A 17,314-nucleotide genomic window follows, 5' to 3' on the forward strand; every position below is an offset into this window, starting at 1 on the left:
TTAGCGGGCATTCGACGGCGCTTGAGGTGTGTGATGACGTTTGAAACGTGGCTGGGCTTTTTTGCCGCTTGCTGGATTATCAGTCTTTCTCCGGGTGCCGGTGCAATTGCCTCGATGTCCTGCGGCCTGCGCTTCGGTTTTCTGCGCGGCTACTGGAATGCATTGGGGCTGCAAGTGGCGCTGGTCACGCAGATCGCGATTGTCGCGGCCGGACTGGGCGCCGTGCTTGCGGCTTCCGAACTGGCGTTCACCCTGATCAAGTGGTTTGGCGTGGCGTATCTGATCTACCTGGGCGTCAAGCAATGGCGGGCGCTGCCGATGGACCTTTCCGATGAGTCGGCGGACCGTCCGGCAGGCACACCGATGGAACTGGCGCTGCGTGGTTTTCTGGTCAACATCAGCAACCCCAAGGCGATGGTATTCATGCTGGCGATCCTGCCTCAGTTCGTCGATCCGGCCGCGCCGATGCTGATGCAGTACGTGATCATTGCGGCGACCATGGTCGTGGTGGACCTGATCGTGATGGCGGGCTATACCGGACTGGCGTCGAAAATTCTGCGTACGTTGAAGACGCCACGCCAGCAGCGTCGTCTGAACCGGACCTTTGCCAGTCTGTTCGTCGGGGCTGCCGGTTTCATTGCGACCCTGCATCGCGCCTGATCAACCCCTTCCCAAGCCCTGAAACCTGCTCTCAGCGCAGGATTTTTGGGGCTTCGTCTCTTGGCAGGCTGTTCTGTGGCGAATGTTGCCCGGTGTATTCCACCTCGCCCCGCAGCTGTTCACGCAACTGACGCGCCACGTCCTCACCAATCGATTTCGAAACGTCGCGGACCACCCTGGGGCGGTTCAGCGAGACTTTGATATCGCGGCTGTTCACCAGCTTGGTGTCCTGGCCCTCACCCATGGCGGTGAAGGCCGAGGTGATTTCGTAAGTGCGCGTGTCGATCAGGCTGAAATCGGCGACCAGGGTCAGCCCCAGCGTGGCCGAGTAGGCGTTGGTGTTGGCGATATCGCCGACGTCCTGCTGGAAGTCGATGTCGGACAGGGTGCCGAACAGCACATAGTCCGCGCCCTTGAAATTGCCGTTCTTGATGCGCTTGATGACGTCGTAGACGTCTTCCTTGGCGCCGGCAGTGTATGGCGTGGCCTGCACCAGCTGGAACATCCCGGACTTGATGATCTCGCCCTTGATGTCGCCGCTGAACTTGCGCAGTTCGCTCTGCTCGATGTAGCTGGTTCGCGACTCGTACTCGTCATAGCTCGACGAGCCGCTGGCGCTGTAGTAGTTGGCCTGCATGTTACTGCGAGACGAAACGGTGTGGATGTACTGCTCCACACGTTCCTGAAAAGCCATGTCTGTCACTGCGATCTTCGGCGCAGCGTGCGCTCCGAAGGCGCAGACGATGCCGATAATGCCGATCCATGCGCGCATCTATTAACGCTCCGTGGTTTTGCGAATTTCTTTCTCGTCCATCCACTCGGCCAGACCGCTTTCGACGTCGACCAGTTGCAGGCTGAATTTGTAAAAGACGTCCTTGTAGTCGCTGCTGCGCTTGACGATGGAGCTGATCGAACCTTCCAGGCGGTATTGGGCGGCGATCATGTTGCCGGTCTTGGCGACGGTGTTTTTCTTGTACAGGCCGCTCTGGTTCTGCAGCTTGAGCTGATCGACCTGATTCTGCATCTGGTTGTCATCGCTGGCGAAACGGGCGGTGCCGCTTTTCATCAGTTGAGTCTTGATGGAGGTGGTGATCTCGCGAGTATCGATGTACTCGCTGGTCTTGTTCTTCACATCATAGACCTGAACCACCGGACGACCCTGCAGAACGCCGGACTGCGCAAGGGAGCGGGTCATGCTTTCGGCGATCATCTGCAGGTCGGTGGAGCCGAACTCATTGGTGATCGTCTCGACAGCCTTGGTGTCGCCGTAGCTGATGTTCTTGCTGCCAAGACCCGGCGAGTTGTTGGCACAGCCGGTGACCAGCAGCGCGACAGCGGCGATGGAACAGAAGCGGGTAAACATAAGAAGGTTCTCCAGAACCGGGCGAAAGAATGGGCCGATCAAGGCGTGTTGATTTCGATACGGAAATCAGTGGCGCGAGGAACCGGCGCGATGGCTGGCAGCACGGTGCTCTGTGAGCCGTACAGCGTCATGCTTTTCCAGCTTTCTTCATCGGCGACAGGGAAGCCGTCATTGCCCAGCCAGGCAAAGCGGTAATACATCATTCGGTTGCGGCTGCTGGTGTTGGTCAATTGCGCCTTGACGGTCAGAAAACCGTTTTCACGCGCCACGCGCATGGCGCCGACTTCGATGTGTTTGATGTCACCCATCGCCACCACTTTGCTGGCAGCGCTGCCCGGAGCGGGCGGTGGTGGCGTTGCGCAGCCGGCCAACACGGCCAGGCTCAGCGCGCCGAGAATCTTCATGCGCATGGAATATCTCCGATCAAGGTTGTTTGACGGTGGCGAGGGCTTGCGGCACGTTCGACGGCATGACCTGAGCGGCCAGACTGCCCGCATAGACCTGACTGCCCAGCGCCCGCAACGGGATCACCTGATAGCGCTGATCGACATTGACCCGTACATGCGAGCCACCCAGTGCGTTGGGCAGAATGATCTGGTGTTCGCCGTGCGTCAGGCGCAGGCGCGCCACCAGTGTGTTGTCGGGCAACGTACGCCATGTACGGGTGTCCGCGCCTTCGGTGATGGCCGAGGCGATACCGACGGCCAGGCCGGCCAGCGGGTTGGTGTCATTGATCTGCTTCTGGGCGACGCCTCGGGTAATGGCTCGCACGGTGGTGCGCAGAATGATGCCGGGCATATCATCGCGCAGGGCGCGGCGGGACATGTCAGTGGTGCTATTGAGTAAGGTCAGGTTCAGCGGTTTCCCGTCCAGGGTAATCTGGTTGAAGGACGGTGTCGTGGTGTCGGGCCTGATGACCGGGAACGACAGCGGCGTGATGACCAGATTGCCGCTGATGGGCAGCGGCAACGGAATGCTCACCGAATCGCGAGCCGGGGCGAAGCCGCTTTGCACAACAATCAGCACGTCACTGTTACCGTCTTTGCTGGCGGCGGCGTCGAGGTCGTCAAGGGCCTGTTCCAGTAACGGCGTATTGGGGCGCAATTCTGCGGCCTTGCGATAGCCGGGCGCTGCGAGGCCTTTTTCCCCGAGGGCTTCGTAGACAAAGCCCGACAGGTAATGGCTGAACGCACTCTGGTAGCTGTTTTTCAGGCTGACCACTTCCGGTGCGTTCAGTGAGGCGACCGGGTAACCGCGCAGGTCCTTGAACTCGGTCTTCACGCCCCGGTTTTCGGCTTCCTGTTCGCTCTTGAGGTATTCCTTGTCACGCAACTCGGCGATCACGGCTTCGCGCTCGTGGGTCTTCTTGATTTCGGTGCGCGCGCCATCGAAATCGTTGCGCGCCAACTGGTTGAGCGCCATCTGGGTGGTCAGCATGACTTTTTCATAGTCATAGCCTTCGTAGCGGCGCACTTTGTCGTTGATCAGGAAGCTGCCGAACTGGGCCAGGTATTTGTCGGTATCGAGGCGGACGGATTCTTCCCACGTGAGGACCACTTGATCAGCCGCGCGCCAGGCCTTCTGGCTGCCGGCAAAGTCACCTTTCGCCCGCAGCAACTCGCCTTTCTCGAAGTAGTAGAGAAGGTCCTTGTCTTCGCCCGTGTTGTTCTTTTCGAGGTTGCCGATCGCTGCGTCGACATTGCCGGTGGCCAGTTGCTGATTGGTTTCCTTCAACTCGTTGTCGTAGCTGCGAAAGGCAGAACAGCCTGCCAATTGCACAGCGGAAATCAGCACGAGCGTAGTCAGGACGCGAGGAGGCATGGACGTTCTATTCCCTTAGATGGCAAGCGAGGCGACAAGGCCTGCCGTGGTCGAACAGGCGCTGTTCGAATCATGAAACCGCTTTGGCTGACTGGATCCAGCAAGCGGGCGCGGGATTATAAGCCTGTAAAACGGTATGACAATGGCTTTTTGATATCGCACGATGATTACAGGCAATTCCTACCTGGCAGGCGGAGCAAGTCTTACCTTGTCTGCGCAAGGGGCCTTCGAATCGCACCAGGCATGGCCGGTTTTGTAAAACGCTGTAACAAAAATGCGTCCGGAGTATTGAGTAGCGTCTGTTTGACGTGAACAATGCAACGCATCGCATTCTTATTGAGATTCACCAATGCACCTGCTCTCTCGTTCACTTGTCCGGCTGCTGGCGTCCGTGCTGTTGCTCTGCAGCTTCGGAGCGCTGGCTGACCCCGTTGAGGGCGCAGCCCAGGCGCTGCATGTGCTGGATTACCTCAGCGCGGACTATCCGGCGACAGTGGTAGATGGCAAGGTCATCGACAGTACCGGGTACCAGAAGCAGATCGACGCGTTGAGTGCACTTCAGAGCCTGATCGCTGCACTGCCTCAGCGAACCGAGCGCGCCGAACTGGAAAAGGGTGCCGCAGACCTCAAGGGCACCGTGGACAAACGACAGGACGGCACGCTCGTGGCTCGTCAGGCCAGACAACTGGGTGCAAGGCTGGCGCTTGCCTATGAAGTCAGTCAGGCACCGGCCATCACCCCGGATCCTGCGCGCGGTGCGCCGCTGTACGCGCAGCACTGTTCGGTTTGCCATGGCGATACGGGGGCCGGTGACGGCCCTGCCGGTATTGGCCTTGAGCCAGCGCCAGGAAACATGCGCGACGCCGCACGACTGGATCGCCTGAGTCTTTACAGCCTTTACAGCGCTACGGGTCTGGGCATTGCGGGCACCGACATGCCAGCCTTCGCCGACCAGCTGGATGACCGCCAGCGCTGGGACATCGCAACCTACATCGCCAGCTTCAGCGCACAACCTGTCGCCAACCCGACCAAGACATTCAATCTGGCAGACCTGGCGCGCCAGACGCCTGCGGAGATTCAGGCAGCCGAAGGCCCTGAAGCTGCGGCCACATTCCGTGCTCAGCGTTCACAGCCACCGCAGGTTCAACGCGGCCCCGCGCAGTTGCTCGACTACACCAGCGCGACCCTGGACAAGAGTCTGGCCGCTTACCGGTCGGGTGATCGCGAGCAGGCTTACGACTTGTCGGTTGCGGCCTATCTGGAAGGCTTCGAACTGGTCGAAAGCTCGCTGGACAACGTCGATGCGGACGTGCGCAAGGACACTGAAAAGAGCCTGATGGCTTATCGTCAGTCGTTGCAGGACGGCCTGCCGGTCGCGCAGGCGGCGCAGAAGCTGGAAGCGGCAAAGGCCAAACTCAAGCAGTCCGCTGACCTGCTGGGCAGCGATGGCCTGAGCCTGTCCCTGAGCTACATTTCCGGTCTGCTGATTCTGCTGCGCGAAGGGCTTGAAGCCATTCTGGTGTTGGCCGCCATTCTGGCGTTTCTACGCAACACCGGACAGCAATCGGCGGTGCGCAGCGTCAACGTAGGCTGGGGCCTGGCGCTGCTGGCAGGCCTTGCGACCTGGGCGCTGGCAGCCTACGTGATCGACGTGAGTGGCGCGCAGCGCGAGCTGCTGGAGGGCGCGACTGCATTGTTCGCCAGTGTGATGGTGCTGTGGCTGGGTGTGTGGATGCATGACCGGCGTCATGCCGCGGCCTGGCAGGATTACGTGAAGAGCAGTCTGGTTGGAGGCGGAGGGCGTTTCGGCTTCGCCGTACTGGCGTTCTTCTCGGTGTACCGCGAACTGTTCGAGGTCATCCTGTTTTACGAGACCCTGTGGCTCCAGGCAGGTCCCGCAGGGCATAACGCGGTGCTGGCGGGCGGCGCAACAGCGCTGGTGTTGCTGGTCGGTCTGGCGTGGATCATCCTGCGCGGCTCGGCGAAACTGCCATTGACGCTGTTCTTCGGTATCAATGCAGCCCTGCTGTGTGCGCTTTCGGTAGTGTTTGCCGGTCATGGCGTCAAAGCCTTGCAGGAGGCCGGCGTGTTCGGCACACGGCCAGTGCCGTTCTTCGAATTCGACTGGCTGGGGATTCATGCCGACGCCTACTCGCTCGGCGCGCAGGCTGTCGCACTGACAGCGATTGCAGTGCTCTATGGCCGCAGTCGTCTGGCGGAAAGGCGCAGGCTTCAAGTGGCTGATCAGAGGCCGGGCTAAAAAGCACAGCACCGTGGGAGGCGGTTGCCGACGATCGCGTCAGGTCAGGTTGCGAAAGGTTGTCTGACAGGTCGTATCGCCGACAAGCCGCCTCATGCAGATGTGCATTCATCCAATGAGGTTTGCATAGAGCGCGGAGTGCAAGAACATCCGTTACGCATCCTGTTCCTGAGTCAGTTCCAGCACGCGATCAACCAGCTTGTTGATGCCGGACGCCGCTTCGCTGATGCTTTTGGCGACCATATAGGCCGGGGTGCTGACCAGTTTTCGCGCCTTGTCTTCCACAATCTCCGACACGTCACAGTCCTGATGCGCACCGCCCATTTTGGTGATCGCGGCTGCTGTCTCCGGGTCATTGCCGATGGTGCAGGTCACGCCCGGACCGTAGATCTTGGCGGCGAGGGCTGGCGTGATGCAGATCAGCCCAACCGGCTTGCTCGCCAGGGCAAAGGCTTCGGCCAGTGCCAGCAGTTCTGCATTCACCTGACACGCCTGGCCCTGTTGTGCAAAGTCCGACAGATTCTTCGCTGAGCCAAAGCCGCCCGGCACGATCAGCGCGTCGAAATCGTTGACGTCAGCCTCACGCAGGTCTTTCACTTCGCCGCGTGCAATGCGTGCCGACTCGACCAGCACGTTACGGGTCTCGGGCATTTCTTTGCCGGTCAGGTGATTGACGACATGGTGCTGCGCGATGTTCGGCGCGAAACACTGCACCTGTGCGCCACGCTGATCGAGGCGCAGCAGGGTCAGGACGCTTTCGTGGATTTCGGCACCGTCATAGACGCCGCAGCCGGACAGGATCACAGCCACTTTCTTTTGCATGATTTCGACTCCCTGGTCATGACGCATCTACCAATGGAACACATTGAGCGCCATCTGTTCAGTGTCGCGTCATGTCGAGGCGTTAACAGGCAGGGAGGGACGGATCACTCGGGCGAGGTGTTCTGGCCTGCGCCCGGAGAAATCGAGAGGTATTCAGTCGTCGGATTTTTTCTTCAGGTCCAGCGGGACCTCGACCGGCATGTCCAGATCGGAAGCCGCTGACGATGCGCAGCATTGTCGCTCTGCACGGGCCTCGCGAGCGATGCGGGCATTCTTGACGCGGCGACGCAGCCACAGACCCAGGCCGAGAAGAATCAGGGCGCCGAGCACCCAGAGTTCGTACTTCTTGACGTTACCCAGCAGGCCTTCCAGCACCGCGCCGAAATGGTACGCCGCCGAGCCCAGCGCTGCGGCCCAGACTGCCGCGCCGATGCCGTTGAGCAGCAGATAGCGTCCTGGCGGGTAGCCGGACAAGCCGATGGCCACCGGCATGACGGTTCGCAGTCCGTAGACGAAGCGGAAGCTCAGCACCCAGATGTCGGGGTGTTTGCGCACGAGCCTCAGCGCCTTGTCGCCCATGAGCTGCCAGCGAGGTTTTCGGGCAAGCAGTTTGCGACCGTGCTTGCGCCCCATGAAGTACCACAGCTGATCGCCCGCGTAGCTTCCGCAGAAGGCCACGAGGATGACGATGTTGAGATCCATGTATCCACGGAAAGCCAGAAATCCGGCAAGAACCAGAATGGTCTCGCCTTCAAAGAAGGTGCCGAGGAAGAGGGCGAAGTAGCCGAACTCATTCAAGAAATTCTGGAGCATTGTCTGGATGCTGGCGAAATGAACGCGCAGCCTAACGCGCCCAACGCAAGGATGAAAGTGTCCATATGTGTCTCGACGTTAAAGATTCTTGCAGTGACAATGATCCTTTCTCTCCAGTTGCGCCGCTGCGGCCTGCAGTCGCAGGTCGAACCATGACTGTCACACATTGGTCATAATGGCGGCTTATAACTGTCGCGCTTGCCCGCGTAAGCGGGCTCAGGAGTCTCGCCGTGAGCTTTACCCCCGCTAACCGCCTGTTTCCTCTCACTCGTCTGCGCCGTAATCGCCGCGACGACTTTTCCCGTCGGCTGGTCCGCGAAAACGTTGTCACCGTCGACGACCTGATTCTTCCCGTATTTGTACTCGATGGTGAAAACCGTCGTGAAACCGTGGCCTCGATGCCAGGCGTCGAGCGTCTGAGTGTCGACCTTCTGCTCAAGGAAGCCGAAAGCTGGGTCGCGCTGGGCATTCCTGCGCTGGCGCTGTTTCCGGTGACGCCGCCTGAAAAGAAATCCCTGGATGGCGCTGAAGCCTGGAACCCGGAAGGCATTGCCCAGCGTGCGACCCGCGCCCTGCGTGACCGCTTTCCCGAGCTGGGCGTCATCACTGACGTGGCGCTTGATCCGTTTACCACGCACGGGCAGGACGGCATTCTCGACGAAGAAGGCTACGTGCAGAACGACATTACGGTTGACGCGCTGGTCAAGCAGGCCTTGTCCCATGCCGATGCCGGCGCGCAGGTGGTTGCCCCGTCCGACATGATGGATGGCCGTATCCAGGCAATTCGTGAAGCGTTGGAACTGGCCGGGCACGTCAATGTACGGATCATGGCCTACTCGGCGAAATACGCCAGCGCCTATTACGGTCCGTTCCGCGATGCGGTAGGTTCTTCACTGAACCTGGGCAAGGCCAACAAGGCGTCCTATCAGATGGACCCGGCCAACAGCAATGAAGCGCTGCATGAAGTGGCGGCGGATCTGTCCGAGGGCGCGGACATGGTGATGGTCAAACCGGGTATGCCGTACCTGGACATCCTTCATCGGGTCAAGGATGAGTTCAAGGTGCCGACCTTTGTGTATCAGGTCAGTGGCGAATATGCCATGCACATGGCTGCAATCCAGAACGGCTGGCTGAGTGAAGGGGTGATTCTGGAATCCCTCACCGCCTTCAAACGCGCAGGAGCTGACGGCATTCTCACGTATTTTGCCGTACGCGCTGCTCAACTGCTGAAAGGGCAATAGCCTCACAGGAACATTCATGAATACCGAAGGACTCATCGAAGCCGCTGTTGAAGTCGATATTCAGGAGACTGCACCCATGGTTGACCCTGATATCGAGGTAGTACCGACCATCGAGCCTCCGGCTGCCGTGGTGCCCGCCGTTGTCGCGCCGAACCTGGACGACAGCAGCCTGTATATTCATCGCGAACTGTCCCAGTTGCAGTTCAACATACGGGTTCTGGAGCAGGCGCTCGATGAGTCCTACCCGTTGCTGGAGCGGCTGAAGTTTTTGCTGATCTTCTCCAGCAACCTCGATGAGTTCTTCGAGATTCGTGTCGCGGGCCTCAAGAAGCAGATTACCTTTGCTCGCGAACAGGCCGGTGCCGACGGCTTGCAGCCGCACCAGGCGCTGGCCCGTATCAGCGAATTGGTTCACGGTCATGTCGACCGCCAGTACGCGATCCTCAACGATATTCTTCTGCCGGAACTGGAGAAACACCAGGTCCGCTTCATTCGTCGCCGTCATTGGACTGCCAAGCTGAAGACCTGGGTTCGTCGTTATTTCCGCGACGAGATTGCACCGATCATCACCCCGATCGGGCTGGACCCGACGCACCCGTTTCCTTTGCTGGTCAACAAGAGCCTGAACTTCATCGTCGAGCTCGAAGGTATCGATGCGTTCGGTCGCGATTCGGGTCTGGCGATCATCCCGGCGCCTCGTCTGCTGCCGCGCATCATCAAGGTGCCGGAAGAGGTCTGCGGGCCGGGCGACAATTTCGTGTTCCTGTCGTCGATGATTCACGCTCACGCTGATGACCTGTTCCAGGGCATGAAGGTCAAGGGCTGCTACCAGTTCCGACTGACCCGTAACGCCGACCTGGCACTGGATTCGGAAGACGTGGAGGACCTTGCGCGTGCCCTGCGCGGCGAACTGTTCTCGCGTCGTTATGGCGACGCGGTGCGTCTGGAGGTGGCGGACACCTGTCCCAAGCACCTGTCCGACTACCTGCTCAAGCAGTTCAATCTGACCGAGTCCGAGCTGTATCAGGTCAATGGCCCGGTCAACCTGACGCGTCTGTTCAGCATCACCGGTCTGGATAGCCATCCGGAGCTGCAGTACTTGCCGTTCACTCCGGCGATTCCCAAGCTGCTGCAGAACAGCGAAAACATCTTCAGCGTGATCAGCAAGCAGGACATTCTCTTGCTGCACCCTTTCGAGTCCTTCACGCCGGTCGTGGATTTGCTGCGTCAGGCCGCGAAAGACCCGCATGTGCTGGCCGTGCGTCAGACGCTGTATCGCAGCGGCGCGAACTCGGAAATCGTCGATGCGCTGGTCGATGCGGCGCGTAACGGCAAGGAAGTCACGGCGGTGATCGAGTTGCGTGCCCGCTTCGACGAAGAATCCAACCTGCAACTGGCCAGCCGTCTGCAGGCTGCCGGCGCGGTAGTGATCTACGGTGTGGTCGGTTTCAAGACCCACGCCAAGATGATGCTGATCCTGCGTCGCGAGGCGGGCGAAATCGTGCGTTACGCGCACCTGGGTACCGGCAACTATCACGCTGGTAACGCCCGTCTGTACACCGACTACAGCCTGCTGACCTCTGATGATGCGCTATGCGAGGACGTTGGCAAGCTGTTCAGCCAACTGATCGGCATGGGCAAGACGCTGCGCATGAAAAAGCTGCTGCACGCGCCGTTCACGCTCAAGAAAGGCATGCTCGACATGATTGCCCGCGAAACGCAGTTCGCGGTCGATGGCAAGCCTGCGCACATCATTGCCAAGTTCAATTCGTTGACCGATCCGAAGATCATCCGCGCGTTATACAAGGCCAGTCAGTCAGGGGTGCGTATCGATCTGGTGGTGCGCGGCATGTGCTGCCTGCGTCCGGGCATCGCCGGGGTCTCGCACAACATTCATGTGCGCTCGATCATCGGACGTTTTCTGGAGCACACGCGGGTCTTCTACTTCCTCAATGGCGGCGACGAGCAAATGTTCCTGTCGAGTGCCGACTGGATGGAGCGCAACCTCGACAAGCGCGTCGAGACCTGCTTCCCGGTGGAGGGCAAGAAGTTGATCCTGCGGGTGAAGAAGGAGCTGGAAAGCTACCTGACCGACAACACCCACAGCTGGCTGTTGCAGTCCGACGGCCGTTACGTGCGCAGCACGCCGACCGGTAACCAGAACGCTCGAAGCGCCCAGGCGACCCTGCTGGAACGCCTGAGCAACCCGGTCCTCAGCGTACGCTGAAGACGATGCCGACTCGGGTCAGCCACTCCGCTTCCAGCGCGAAGTCGGCCTGAGTCAGCTGGTTGTTTTCCAGCCAGCCGTCCGGGAACTCTGCATCCAGATTCGGACCGTCGGCGCGTAGCACCACACGTGGCATCTCCTGGGTGCCGCGAATGTGGTGGAACAGAATCGCGAAGCGCAGCAGCACGCACAGGCGAATCAGCTTGATGCCTTCATCGCCGAATTCGGCGAACTTGTCCTTGGGAATGTTACGGCGGTGACCGCGCACCAGCAGCGCGAGCATTTGCTGGTCTTCGCGTGAGAAACCGGCCAGGTCAGAGTGCTCGATCAGGTAGGCGCCATGCTTGTGGTAATGATAGTGGGCGATGTCCAGCCCCACTTCATGCACCTTGGCGGCCCAGCTCAACAGCTCGGCATAACTCTCGTGCTGCAGGTCCCAACTGTCGGCGACCTGCTCCAGCGCATGCAACGCCTTGGCTTCGACGCGAGCGGCCTGCTCCATGTCGACGTGATAGCGCTCCATCAGCGACGTCAGCGTGCGTTCGCGCACGTCTTCGTGGTGATGGCGACCCATCAGGTCATACAGCACACCTTCACGCAGCGCACCTTCGCAGTGGTCCATGCGCTTGAGTTCGAGGGCGTCGAAGATCGCTTCCAGAATCGCCAGACCGGCCGGGAAAATCGCACGGCGGTCGGGCTTGATGCCGTCAAAGTCGATCTTCTCGACGTCGCCCAGCTTGAACAGTTTGCGCTTGAGCCAGGCCAGCCCTTCGGCGTTGACCTCGCCTGCGCCATAGCCATTGGTCTTGAGCGCCACGCCAATTGCGCGAATGGTGCCGGACGAGCCGATGGCTTCATCCCACTTCAGGCGATGCAGCGCGTGCTCGATGCTCATGATTTCCAGTCGGGCGGCGGTGTAGGCCTGCGCGTAGCGGGCCGGCGTCACCTTGCCGTCGCGGAAGTAGCGCTGAGTGAAACTCACGCAGCCCATCTGCAGGCTTTCGCGTAGCAGCGGTTCGAAACGCTGGCCGATGATGAACTCGGTACTGCCACCGCCGATATCGGCGACGAGGCGTTTGCCTGGGGTGTCTGCCAGTGTGTGGGAGACGCCCAGATAAATGAGGCGTGCTTCTTCACGACCGGAGATGACTTCCACCGGATGGCCGAGGATCTCTTCGGCGCGGTGAATGAATTCGTTGCGGTTGCGGGCTTCGCGCAGGGCGTTGGTGCCCACGATGCGCACGGCGCCGAGCGGCAGGCCGTTGATCAGTTGGGCGAAGCGCTTGAGGCAGTCGAGGCCCCGCTGCATCGATTCTTCAGTGAGCTGGCGCTCTTCGGTAATTCCGGCTGCCAACTGCACCTTCTCGCCCAGGCGCTCAAGAATGCGAATTTCGCCCTGATTGGCTTTTGCCACAACCATATGGAAGCTGTTGGAGCCCAGGTCGATAGCGGCGATCAGTGAAAGATTCTTGGGTTTAGAGTGCGGCATGGTCTGGCAATCCCGTTCGATAACCGCGCCATCGTGCCACGATCCACCTCTGCCGCCAACGCGAAGCTGTCCGGGCGGCGGAAATACCCGGTATTACTTCGTTCTGTGGTCACACACCCACTTCGCGTGCGCCCCTTGATGTGATGCGCGATCAGCAAGGGGCTGGTGAGGTGTATCACGCCTGTTCCACAGTACCTATGAAGTTGGCCAGTTCCGGCGTCTTCGGGTTGGCGAACAGTTCTTTCGGGTCGCCCACTTCATGCACCTTGCCCTGGTGCATGAACACCAGTTTGTCGCCCACTTCCCGGGCGAAGCGCATTTCATGGGTGACCATGATCAGGGTCATGCCATCGGCCGCCAACTGGCGCACGACGCTGAGCACCTCGTTGACCAATTCCGGGTCCAGCGCCGAAGTGATCTCGTCGCACAGCAGCACCTTCGGCGACATGGCCAGCGCACGGGCTATCGCTACGCGTTGCTGTTGTCCGCCCGAAAGACGATCCGGGAATGCATCGAACTTCTCACCCAGCCCGACGCGTTCCAGCATCTGCCTCGCCAGCTTCGCAGCTTCTGCCTTGGGCACTTTCTGCACGACCTGTGGCGCGAGCATCACGTTTTCGCCCACGCTCAGGTGGGGGAACAGGTTGAACTGCTGGAACACCATGCCGACCTTCTGCCGCAACGTACGCAAATCGGCGCGGGCGGCGTCCAGATATTCGCCATCGACTTCGATCACGCCGTCGTTGATCGACTCCAGCCCGTTCAGCGTGCGCAGCAGCGTGCTCTTGCCCGAGCCGCTGCGACCGATGATCGCCACCACCTGGCCTTCTTCCACGGAGAGGTCGATGCCTTTGAGAACGTGATGGTCGCCGTAGTATTTGTGCAGGGCGGAAATTCTAAGCAGAGGCATGCAGTCTCCTTTCCAGATGGCGCGCGCAGAGCGACAACGGATAGCAAAGGATGAAATAGCCCAGGGCAACGAAGCCATAGACCATGAAAGGTTCGAAGGTGGCATTGGCCAGCATGCTGCCGGTCTTGGTCAGTTCGGTGAAGCCGATGATCGAGGTCACGGCCGTACCTTTGACCACCTGCACCGAGAAGCCGACCGTTGGCGCAATGGCAATACGCAGCGCCTGTGGCAGGATCACGTAGCGCATCTGCTCGAACGGGGTCAGGGCCAGGCTGGCCGACGCTTCCCACTGACCCTTGGAAATCGATTCGACGCACCCGCGCCAGATTTCAGCCAGATAGGCGCTGGTGAACAGCGTCAGTGCCAGAGCGGCTGCGGCCCACGGGGAAATGTCCATCCCCATCAGCGCAACGCCGAAGAACACCAGAAACAGCTGCATCAAAAGCGGTGTGCCTTGAAACAGCTCTATATATAAGCTGGCTGCCACACGCGGCCCGGATTTCTCCGAGGTGCGCATGCCCATTACCAGCAGGCCGATCAGCCCGCCACCGATAAAAGCCACCAGCGACAGGGCTACCGTCCATTGCAGACCGGTCAATAGATTGCGCAGGATGTCCCAGAGGGTAAAGTCCATCAGCTGCTCCTCGAGATGTAGCGACGCCCGATCCAGGCCAGCAACTGACGAATCAGCAGCGCCATGCCCAGATAGATCAGCGTGGTCACGATGTAGGTCTCGAACGAGCGGAAGTTGCGTGACTGGATGAAGTTGGCGAAAAAGCTCAGCTCCTCCGTCGCGATCTGCGAGCAGACCGCCGAGCCCAGCATCACAATGATGATCTGGCTGCTCAGCGCGGGCCATACCTTGCGCAAGGCCGGAACCAGCACCACATAGCGAAAGGTCTCGTAGCGACTCATTGCCAGGGCTGCCGAGGCTTCAAGCTGTCCTTTCGGGATCGCCTGGATGCCTGCGCGGATGATTTCCGTCGAGTAGGCCCCCAGATTGATCACCATCGCCAGCACGGCGGCCTGCCATTCCGATATCTGCATGCCCAGCGAGGGCAGGCCGAAAAAGATGAAGAACAGCTGGACCAGAAACGGTGTATTGCGGATCAGCTCCACGTACACCGCAAAGATCGTCGCAAAGGGCTGGATCTTCCAAGCCCTCACGACTGCACCGACGATCCCCAGGCTGACGCCGAGCACGGTGCCAATGGCCGTCAATTCCAGTGTGAATAATGCGCCGCGCAACAGCAGATCAATGTTCTGCAGAACCGGTGCAAAGTCGAAGTGATAAGCCATTGGCAAACCCTGTGAATCAGAAAACGGTGATCAGAGATCGGCTGGCAGTGGCTGCTTCAGCCAGGTGGTGGAAGCCTTTTCCAGCGTGCCGTCAGCCTTGGCGGCGTTCAGGATCTCGTTGACCTTGCCCAGCAGTTCCGGCTGACCCTTGTTCACGCCGACATAGACAGGCGAGTCCTTGAGTTTCACTTTCAGCGCCGGGATGCGTTTGGGGTTGCGCTCGCTGATGGCGACCATCACCACGTTGCCGCTGGCGATCAGGTCGGTCTGGCCGGCCAGGTAGGCGGCGATGGTGGAGTTGTTGTCTTCAAAACGCTTGATGGTCGCGCCCTGTGGAGCAACAGCCGACAACTCGATGTCTTCGATTGCGCCGCGAGTGACGCTGATGGTCTTGCCGTTCAGGTCGGCGATTTCCTTGACCGGCGAATCAGGCGGACCGAACACAGCCAGATAGAACGGCGCATAGGCGCGGGAGAAGTCGATGACTTTCTCGCGGTCCGGGTTCTTGCCCAGGCTCGAAATCACCAGATCGACCTTGCCGGTGGTCAGGAACGGAATGCGGTTGGTGCTGTTGACCGGCGTCAGCTCAAGCTTGACCTTCAGCTTGTCGGCCAGCAATTGGGCAGTGTCGATGTCCAGGCCGCGAGGCTTCATGTCTGGGCCGACCGAACCGAATGGCGGGAAGTCCTGCGGAACGGCAACTTTCAGAGTGCCGCGCGCTACGACGTCTTCCAGGCCATTGGCATGGGCTGGCGCCTGGCTCAGCATCAGGCTGGCAAACAAGGCAGTAAGCAGGGCGCTGTAACGCTTGGTCATGAGAACTCTCCGGACGGAACGAAAGATGTTGGCCGTTCACCCAGTGCACAGCCCATGCCACCCACTCCTTTCACGCCGTAACTCAAGGTGTTCAGCCTGTTTTTGGTCTTACTGGTCTGAACAGTTGACAGGCGGCGCGCCCCGCTTTGGAGCGCCTGAAAGCCGCGCCGCCCCAGTGCTGGGCGTCGCTTGCCGAATGATCGGGATGACGCTAAAAGGGATTTTTACTGGACTGACTGGCCTGAACAGTGATGCCGCAAAATTCGCTCGCCGTACCGGAATCAGCCCTCAGGGCCATCCGCAAGCTGATTGACGAACAAGGCTATAAGCCTGGCGACAGCCTGCCGTCGCAGCGCGACCTGGCGGCATTGCTGGGTGTCAGCCGTGCTTCGCTGCGCGAGGCGCTGTCATCGCTCAGCGCGCTGGGCGTGGTCAGCGTGCAGCCCGGCAAGGGTGTATTCGTGCAGTCGTTTTCTGAACCAGAACGGCGCACGAGCGGATTTTCCTGGCCTTTCGATGCACAGGTTTCTCCGGCTGATACGTTTCAACTGCGCTATGCGCTGGAGGGGTTTGCTGCCGGTCTGGCCGCTGTGACGTTGACTGCCGACGAGCGGGACGTGCTGGAAGATAATGTCGAGGCCATGCGTCTGGAGTTGCGTGCCGGCGATTTTGAAGCGGCCGCACGTCTGGATTTCGAGTTCCACCGGCATATTCTGGTGGCCAGCGGAAATCAGGCCATGCTGGGAATCGTGACGGCAGGTGCCGATATCTTTCTGGAAAGCCAGAAGATGCCGTTCATAAGGGCTGCAAGGGTGATGGAAACCTGGCAGGAGCACCGCAAGATCCTTCGAGCGCTGGCCCGACATGCTTCAGGACCTGCGCAAAAGGCCATGCAGGAACACATCAGAGGTGCTGCCTTGCGCACCGGCATCGTTTTCGTTTCGCCTTCGAACTAGTGATGAGCTATAACCTGACTCATAAACCGTCATAGCCAGACTCAATGATCCTTTGCTTCCTGAATGTCATAAGGCCCGCTATGATGAGCGTCGTTTTTAGCCTACGAACTCGGAGACATCCATGAGTAGCGACAAGATCAAACACGTCACCGACGCCAGCTTCGAAGCCGATGTACTGAAGGCTCAGGGCCCTGTACTGGTCGACTACTGGGCTGAGTGGTGTGGCCCTTGCAAGATGATTGCCCCGGTTCTGGACGAAATTGCCAGCACTTACGAAGGCAAACTGACCGTCGCCAAACTGAACATCGACGAAAATCAGGAAACCCCGGCCAAGCACGGCGTTCGCGGTATCCCGACTCTGATGCTGTTCAAGAATGGCAACGTCGAGGCCACTAAAGTGGGCGCTCTTTCGAAGTCGCAGCTTGCTGCGTTTCTCGACGCCAACATCTGAAGTGTTCCAAAGCCCTGCGAATAGCGGGGCTTTTTTTGATATGCCGTACTAGACTCCTTCAAAATCGAGTGGTACATTCGGCCCCGCAACGGCTTCTCCGTTGCCCCCTGCTAGCCGTCGCCGACGCTCTCCTTTCGATTTAGTACGCGATCCTGTCGCCTTCTCTGCGGCGCGGCCTCATTAAGC

Annotated in this window: 17 protein-coding genes; 6 read left to right on the forward strand and 11 right to left on the reverse strand. The window is 59.7% G+C overall.

Annotated elements, in window-relative coordinates:
- Window positions 1-33 precede the first annotated feature (33 nt).
- Window positions 34-660 carry a LysE family transporter gene (locus KDX39_RS11635; protein WP_083183531.1) on the forward strand — a complete coding sequence of 209 codons (627 nt, stop codon included), beginning with the start codon at window positions 34-36 and terminating at the stop codon, window positions 658-660.
- 31 nt (window positions 661-691) lie between these two features.
- On the opposite strand, the gene KDX39_RS11640 is transcribed toward KDX39_RS11635, so the two are convergent.
- The 4 genes from KDX39_RS11640 to KDX39_RS11655 are packed head-to-tail and all read right to left on the reverse strand — an operon-like array spanning window position 692 to window position 3,844.
- A complete protein-coding gene (locus KDX39_RS11640; protein WP_231660465.1) occupies window positions 692-1,432 on the reverse strand; it encodes a penicillin-binding protein activator LpoB in 741 nt (246 codons plus the stop codon).
- A gap of 3 nt (window positions 1,433-1,435) precedes the next feature.
- Complete coding sequence (gene lpoB / locus KDX39_RS11645) at window positions 1,436-2,023, reverse strand: penicillin-binding protein activator LpoB (RefSeq protein ID WP_231660466.1); 588 nt, start codon at window positions 2,021-2,023, stop codon at window positions 1,436-1,438.
- A 38-nt stretch (window positions 2,024-2,061) separates the two neighbouring features.
- Window positions 2,062-2,433 carry a YcfL family protein gene (locus KDX39_RS11650; protein ID WP_099228863.1) on the reverse strand — a complete coding sequence of 124 codons (372 nt, stop codon included), beginning with the start codon at window positions 2,431-2,433 and terminating at the stop codon, window positions 2,062-2,064.
- A 13-nt stretch (window positions 2,434-2,446) separates the two neighbouring features.
- On the reverse strand, window positions 2,447-3,844 hold the full coding sequence (locus tag KDX39_RS11655; protein ID WP_231660467.1) for a COG3014 family protein: 1,398 nt from the start codon (window positions 3,842-3,844) through the stop codon (window positions 2,447-2,449).
- 349 nt (window positions 3,845-4,193) lie between these two features.
- Between KDX39_RS11655 and KDX39_RS11660 the strand changes: the two genes are divergently transcribed.
- Window positions 4,194-6,104: a cytochrome c/FTR1 family iron permease gene (locus tag KDX39_RS11660; RefSeq protein ID WP_231660468.1), complete on the forward strand. Its 1,911-nt coding sequence runs from the start codon at window positions 4,194-4,196 to the stop codon at window positions 6,102-6,104.
- A 153-nt stretch (window positions 6,105-6,257) separates the two neighbouring features.
- Here the strand turns inward: KDX39_RS11660 and elbB are convergent, their stop codons facing one another.
- Window positions 6,258-6,926: an isoprenoid biosynthesis glyoxalase ElbB gene (elbB, locus tag KDX39_RS11665; RefSeq protein WP_231660469.1), complete on the reverse strand. Its 669-nt coding sequence runs from the start codon at window positions 6,924-6,926 to the stop codon at window positions 6,258-6,260.
- A gap of 153 nt (window positions 6,927-7,079) precedes the next feature.
- On the reverse strand, window positions 7,080-7,739 hold the full coding sequence (locus KDX39_RS11670) for a DedA family protein (protein ID WP_231660470.1): 660 nt from the start codon (window positions 7,737-7,739) through the stop codon (window positions 7,080-7,082).
- Between the two features lie 230 nt (window positions 7,740-7,969).
- On the opposite strand from KDX39_RS11670, the gene hemB reads away from it, so the two are divergent.
- Entirely contained in the window at window positions 7,970-8,980 is a 1,011-nt protein-coding gene (gene hemB, locus KDX39_RS11675; RefSeq protein WP_004886850.1) for a porphobilinogen synthase, read from the forward strand.
- Between the two features lie 16 nt (window positions 8,981-8,996).
- Window positions 8,997-11,207, forward strand: coding sequence for a polyphosphate kinase 1 (gene ppk1, locus KDX39_RS11680; RefSeq protein WP_442964534.1), 2,211 nt, complete (start codon window positions 8,997-8,999; stop codon window positions 11,205-11,207).
- On the opposite strand, the gene ppx is transcribed toward ppk1, so the two are convergent.
- The 5 genes from ppx to KDX39_RS11705 all read right to left on the reverse strand — a co-directional run bounded on the left by ppx (window position 11,194) and on the right by KDX39_RS11705 (window position 15,721).
- Window positions 11,194-12,696 (reverse strand): exopolyphosphatase, encoded by a 1,503-nt coding sequence (gene ppx, locus KDX39_RS11685; RefSeq protein ID WP_099228858.1) that lies wholly within the window; start codon window positions 12,694-12,696, stop codon window positions 11,194-11,196. The two genes, ppk1 and ppx, sit on opposite strands and share 14 nt — an antisense overlap.
- Before the next feature lie 175 nt (window positions 12,697-12,871).
- Complete coding sequence (locus KDX39_RS11690; RefSeq protein WP_073170856.1) at window positions 12,872-13,606, reverse strand: amino acid ABC transporter ATP-binding protein; 735 nt, start codon at window positions 13,604-13,606, stop codon at window positions 12,872-12,874.
- Window positions 13,593-14,243: an amino acid ABC transporter permease gene (locus KDX39_RS11695; protein WP_032633167.1), complete on the reverse strand. Its 651-nt coding sequence runs from the start codon at window positions 14,241-14,243 to the stop codon at window positions 13,593-13,595. The genes KDX39_RS11690 and KDX39_RS11695 overlap by 14 nt, the downstream gene beginning before the upstream one ends.
- The gene (locus KDX39_RS11700) at window positions 14,240-14,905 is read right to left on the reverse strand and encodes an amino acid ABC transporter permease (RefSeq protein WP_231660471.1); all 666 of its coding nucleotides are present in this window, start codon (window positions 14,903-14,905) and stop codon (window positions 14,240-14,242) included. The genes KDX39_RS11695 and KDX39_RS11700 overlap by 4 nt, the downstream gene beginning before the upstream one ends.
- A gap of 30 nt (window positions 14,906-14,935) precedes the next feature.
- Entirely contained in the window at window positions 14,936-15,721 is a 786-nt protein-coding gene (locus tag KDX39_RS11705; RefSeq protein ID WP_099228855.1) for a transporter substrate-binding domain-containing protein, read from the reverse strand.
- Between the two features lie 251 nt (window positions 15,722-15,972).
- On the opposite strand from KDX39_RS11705, the gene KDX39_RS11710 reads away from it, so the two are divergent.
- On the forward strand, window positions 15,973-16,677 hold the full coding sequence (locus KDX39_RS11710) for a FadR/GntR family transcriptional regulator (protein ID WP_099228854.1): 705 nt from the start codon (window positions 15,973-15,975) through the stop codon (window positions 16,675-16,677).
- Window positions 16,678-16,798: 121 nt separating this feature from the next.
- Entirely contained in the window at window positions 16,799-17,128 is a 330-nt protein-coding gene (gene trxA / locus KDX39_RS11715) for a thioredoxin TrxA (RefSeq protein ID WP_004886824.1), read from the forward strand.
- Window positions 17,129-17,314: the final 186 nt, after the last annotated feature.

Source organism: Pseudomonas sp. CDFA 610 (assembly GCF_021147865.1).
Lineage (GTDB): Bacteria > Pseudomonadota > Gammaproteobacteria > Pseudomonadales > Pseudomonadaceae > Aquipseudomonas > Aquipseudomonas alliivorans.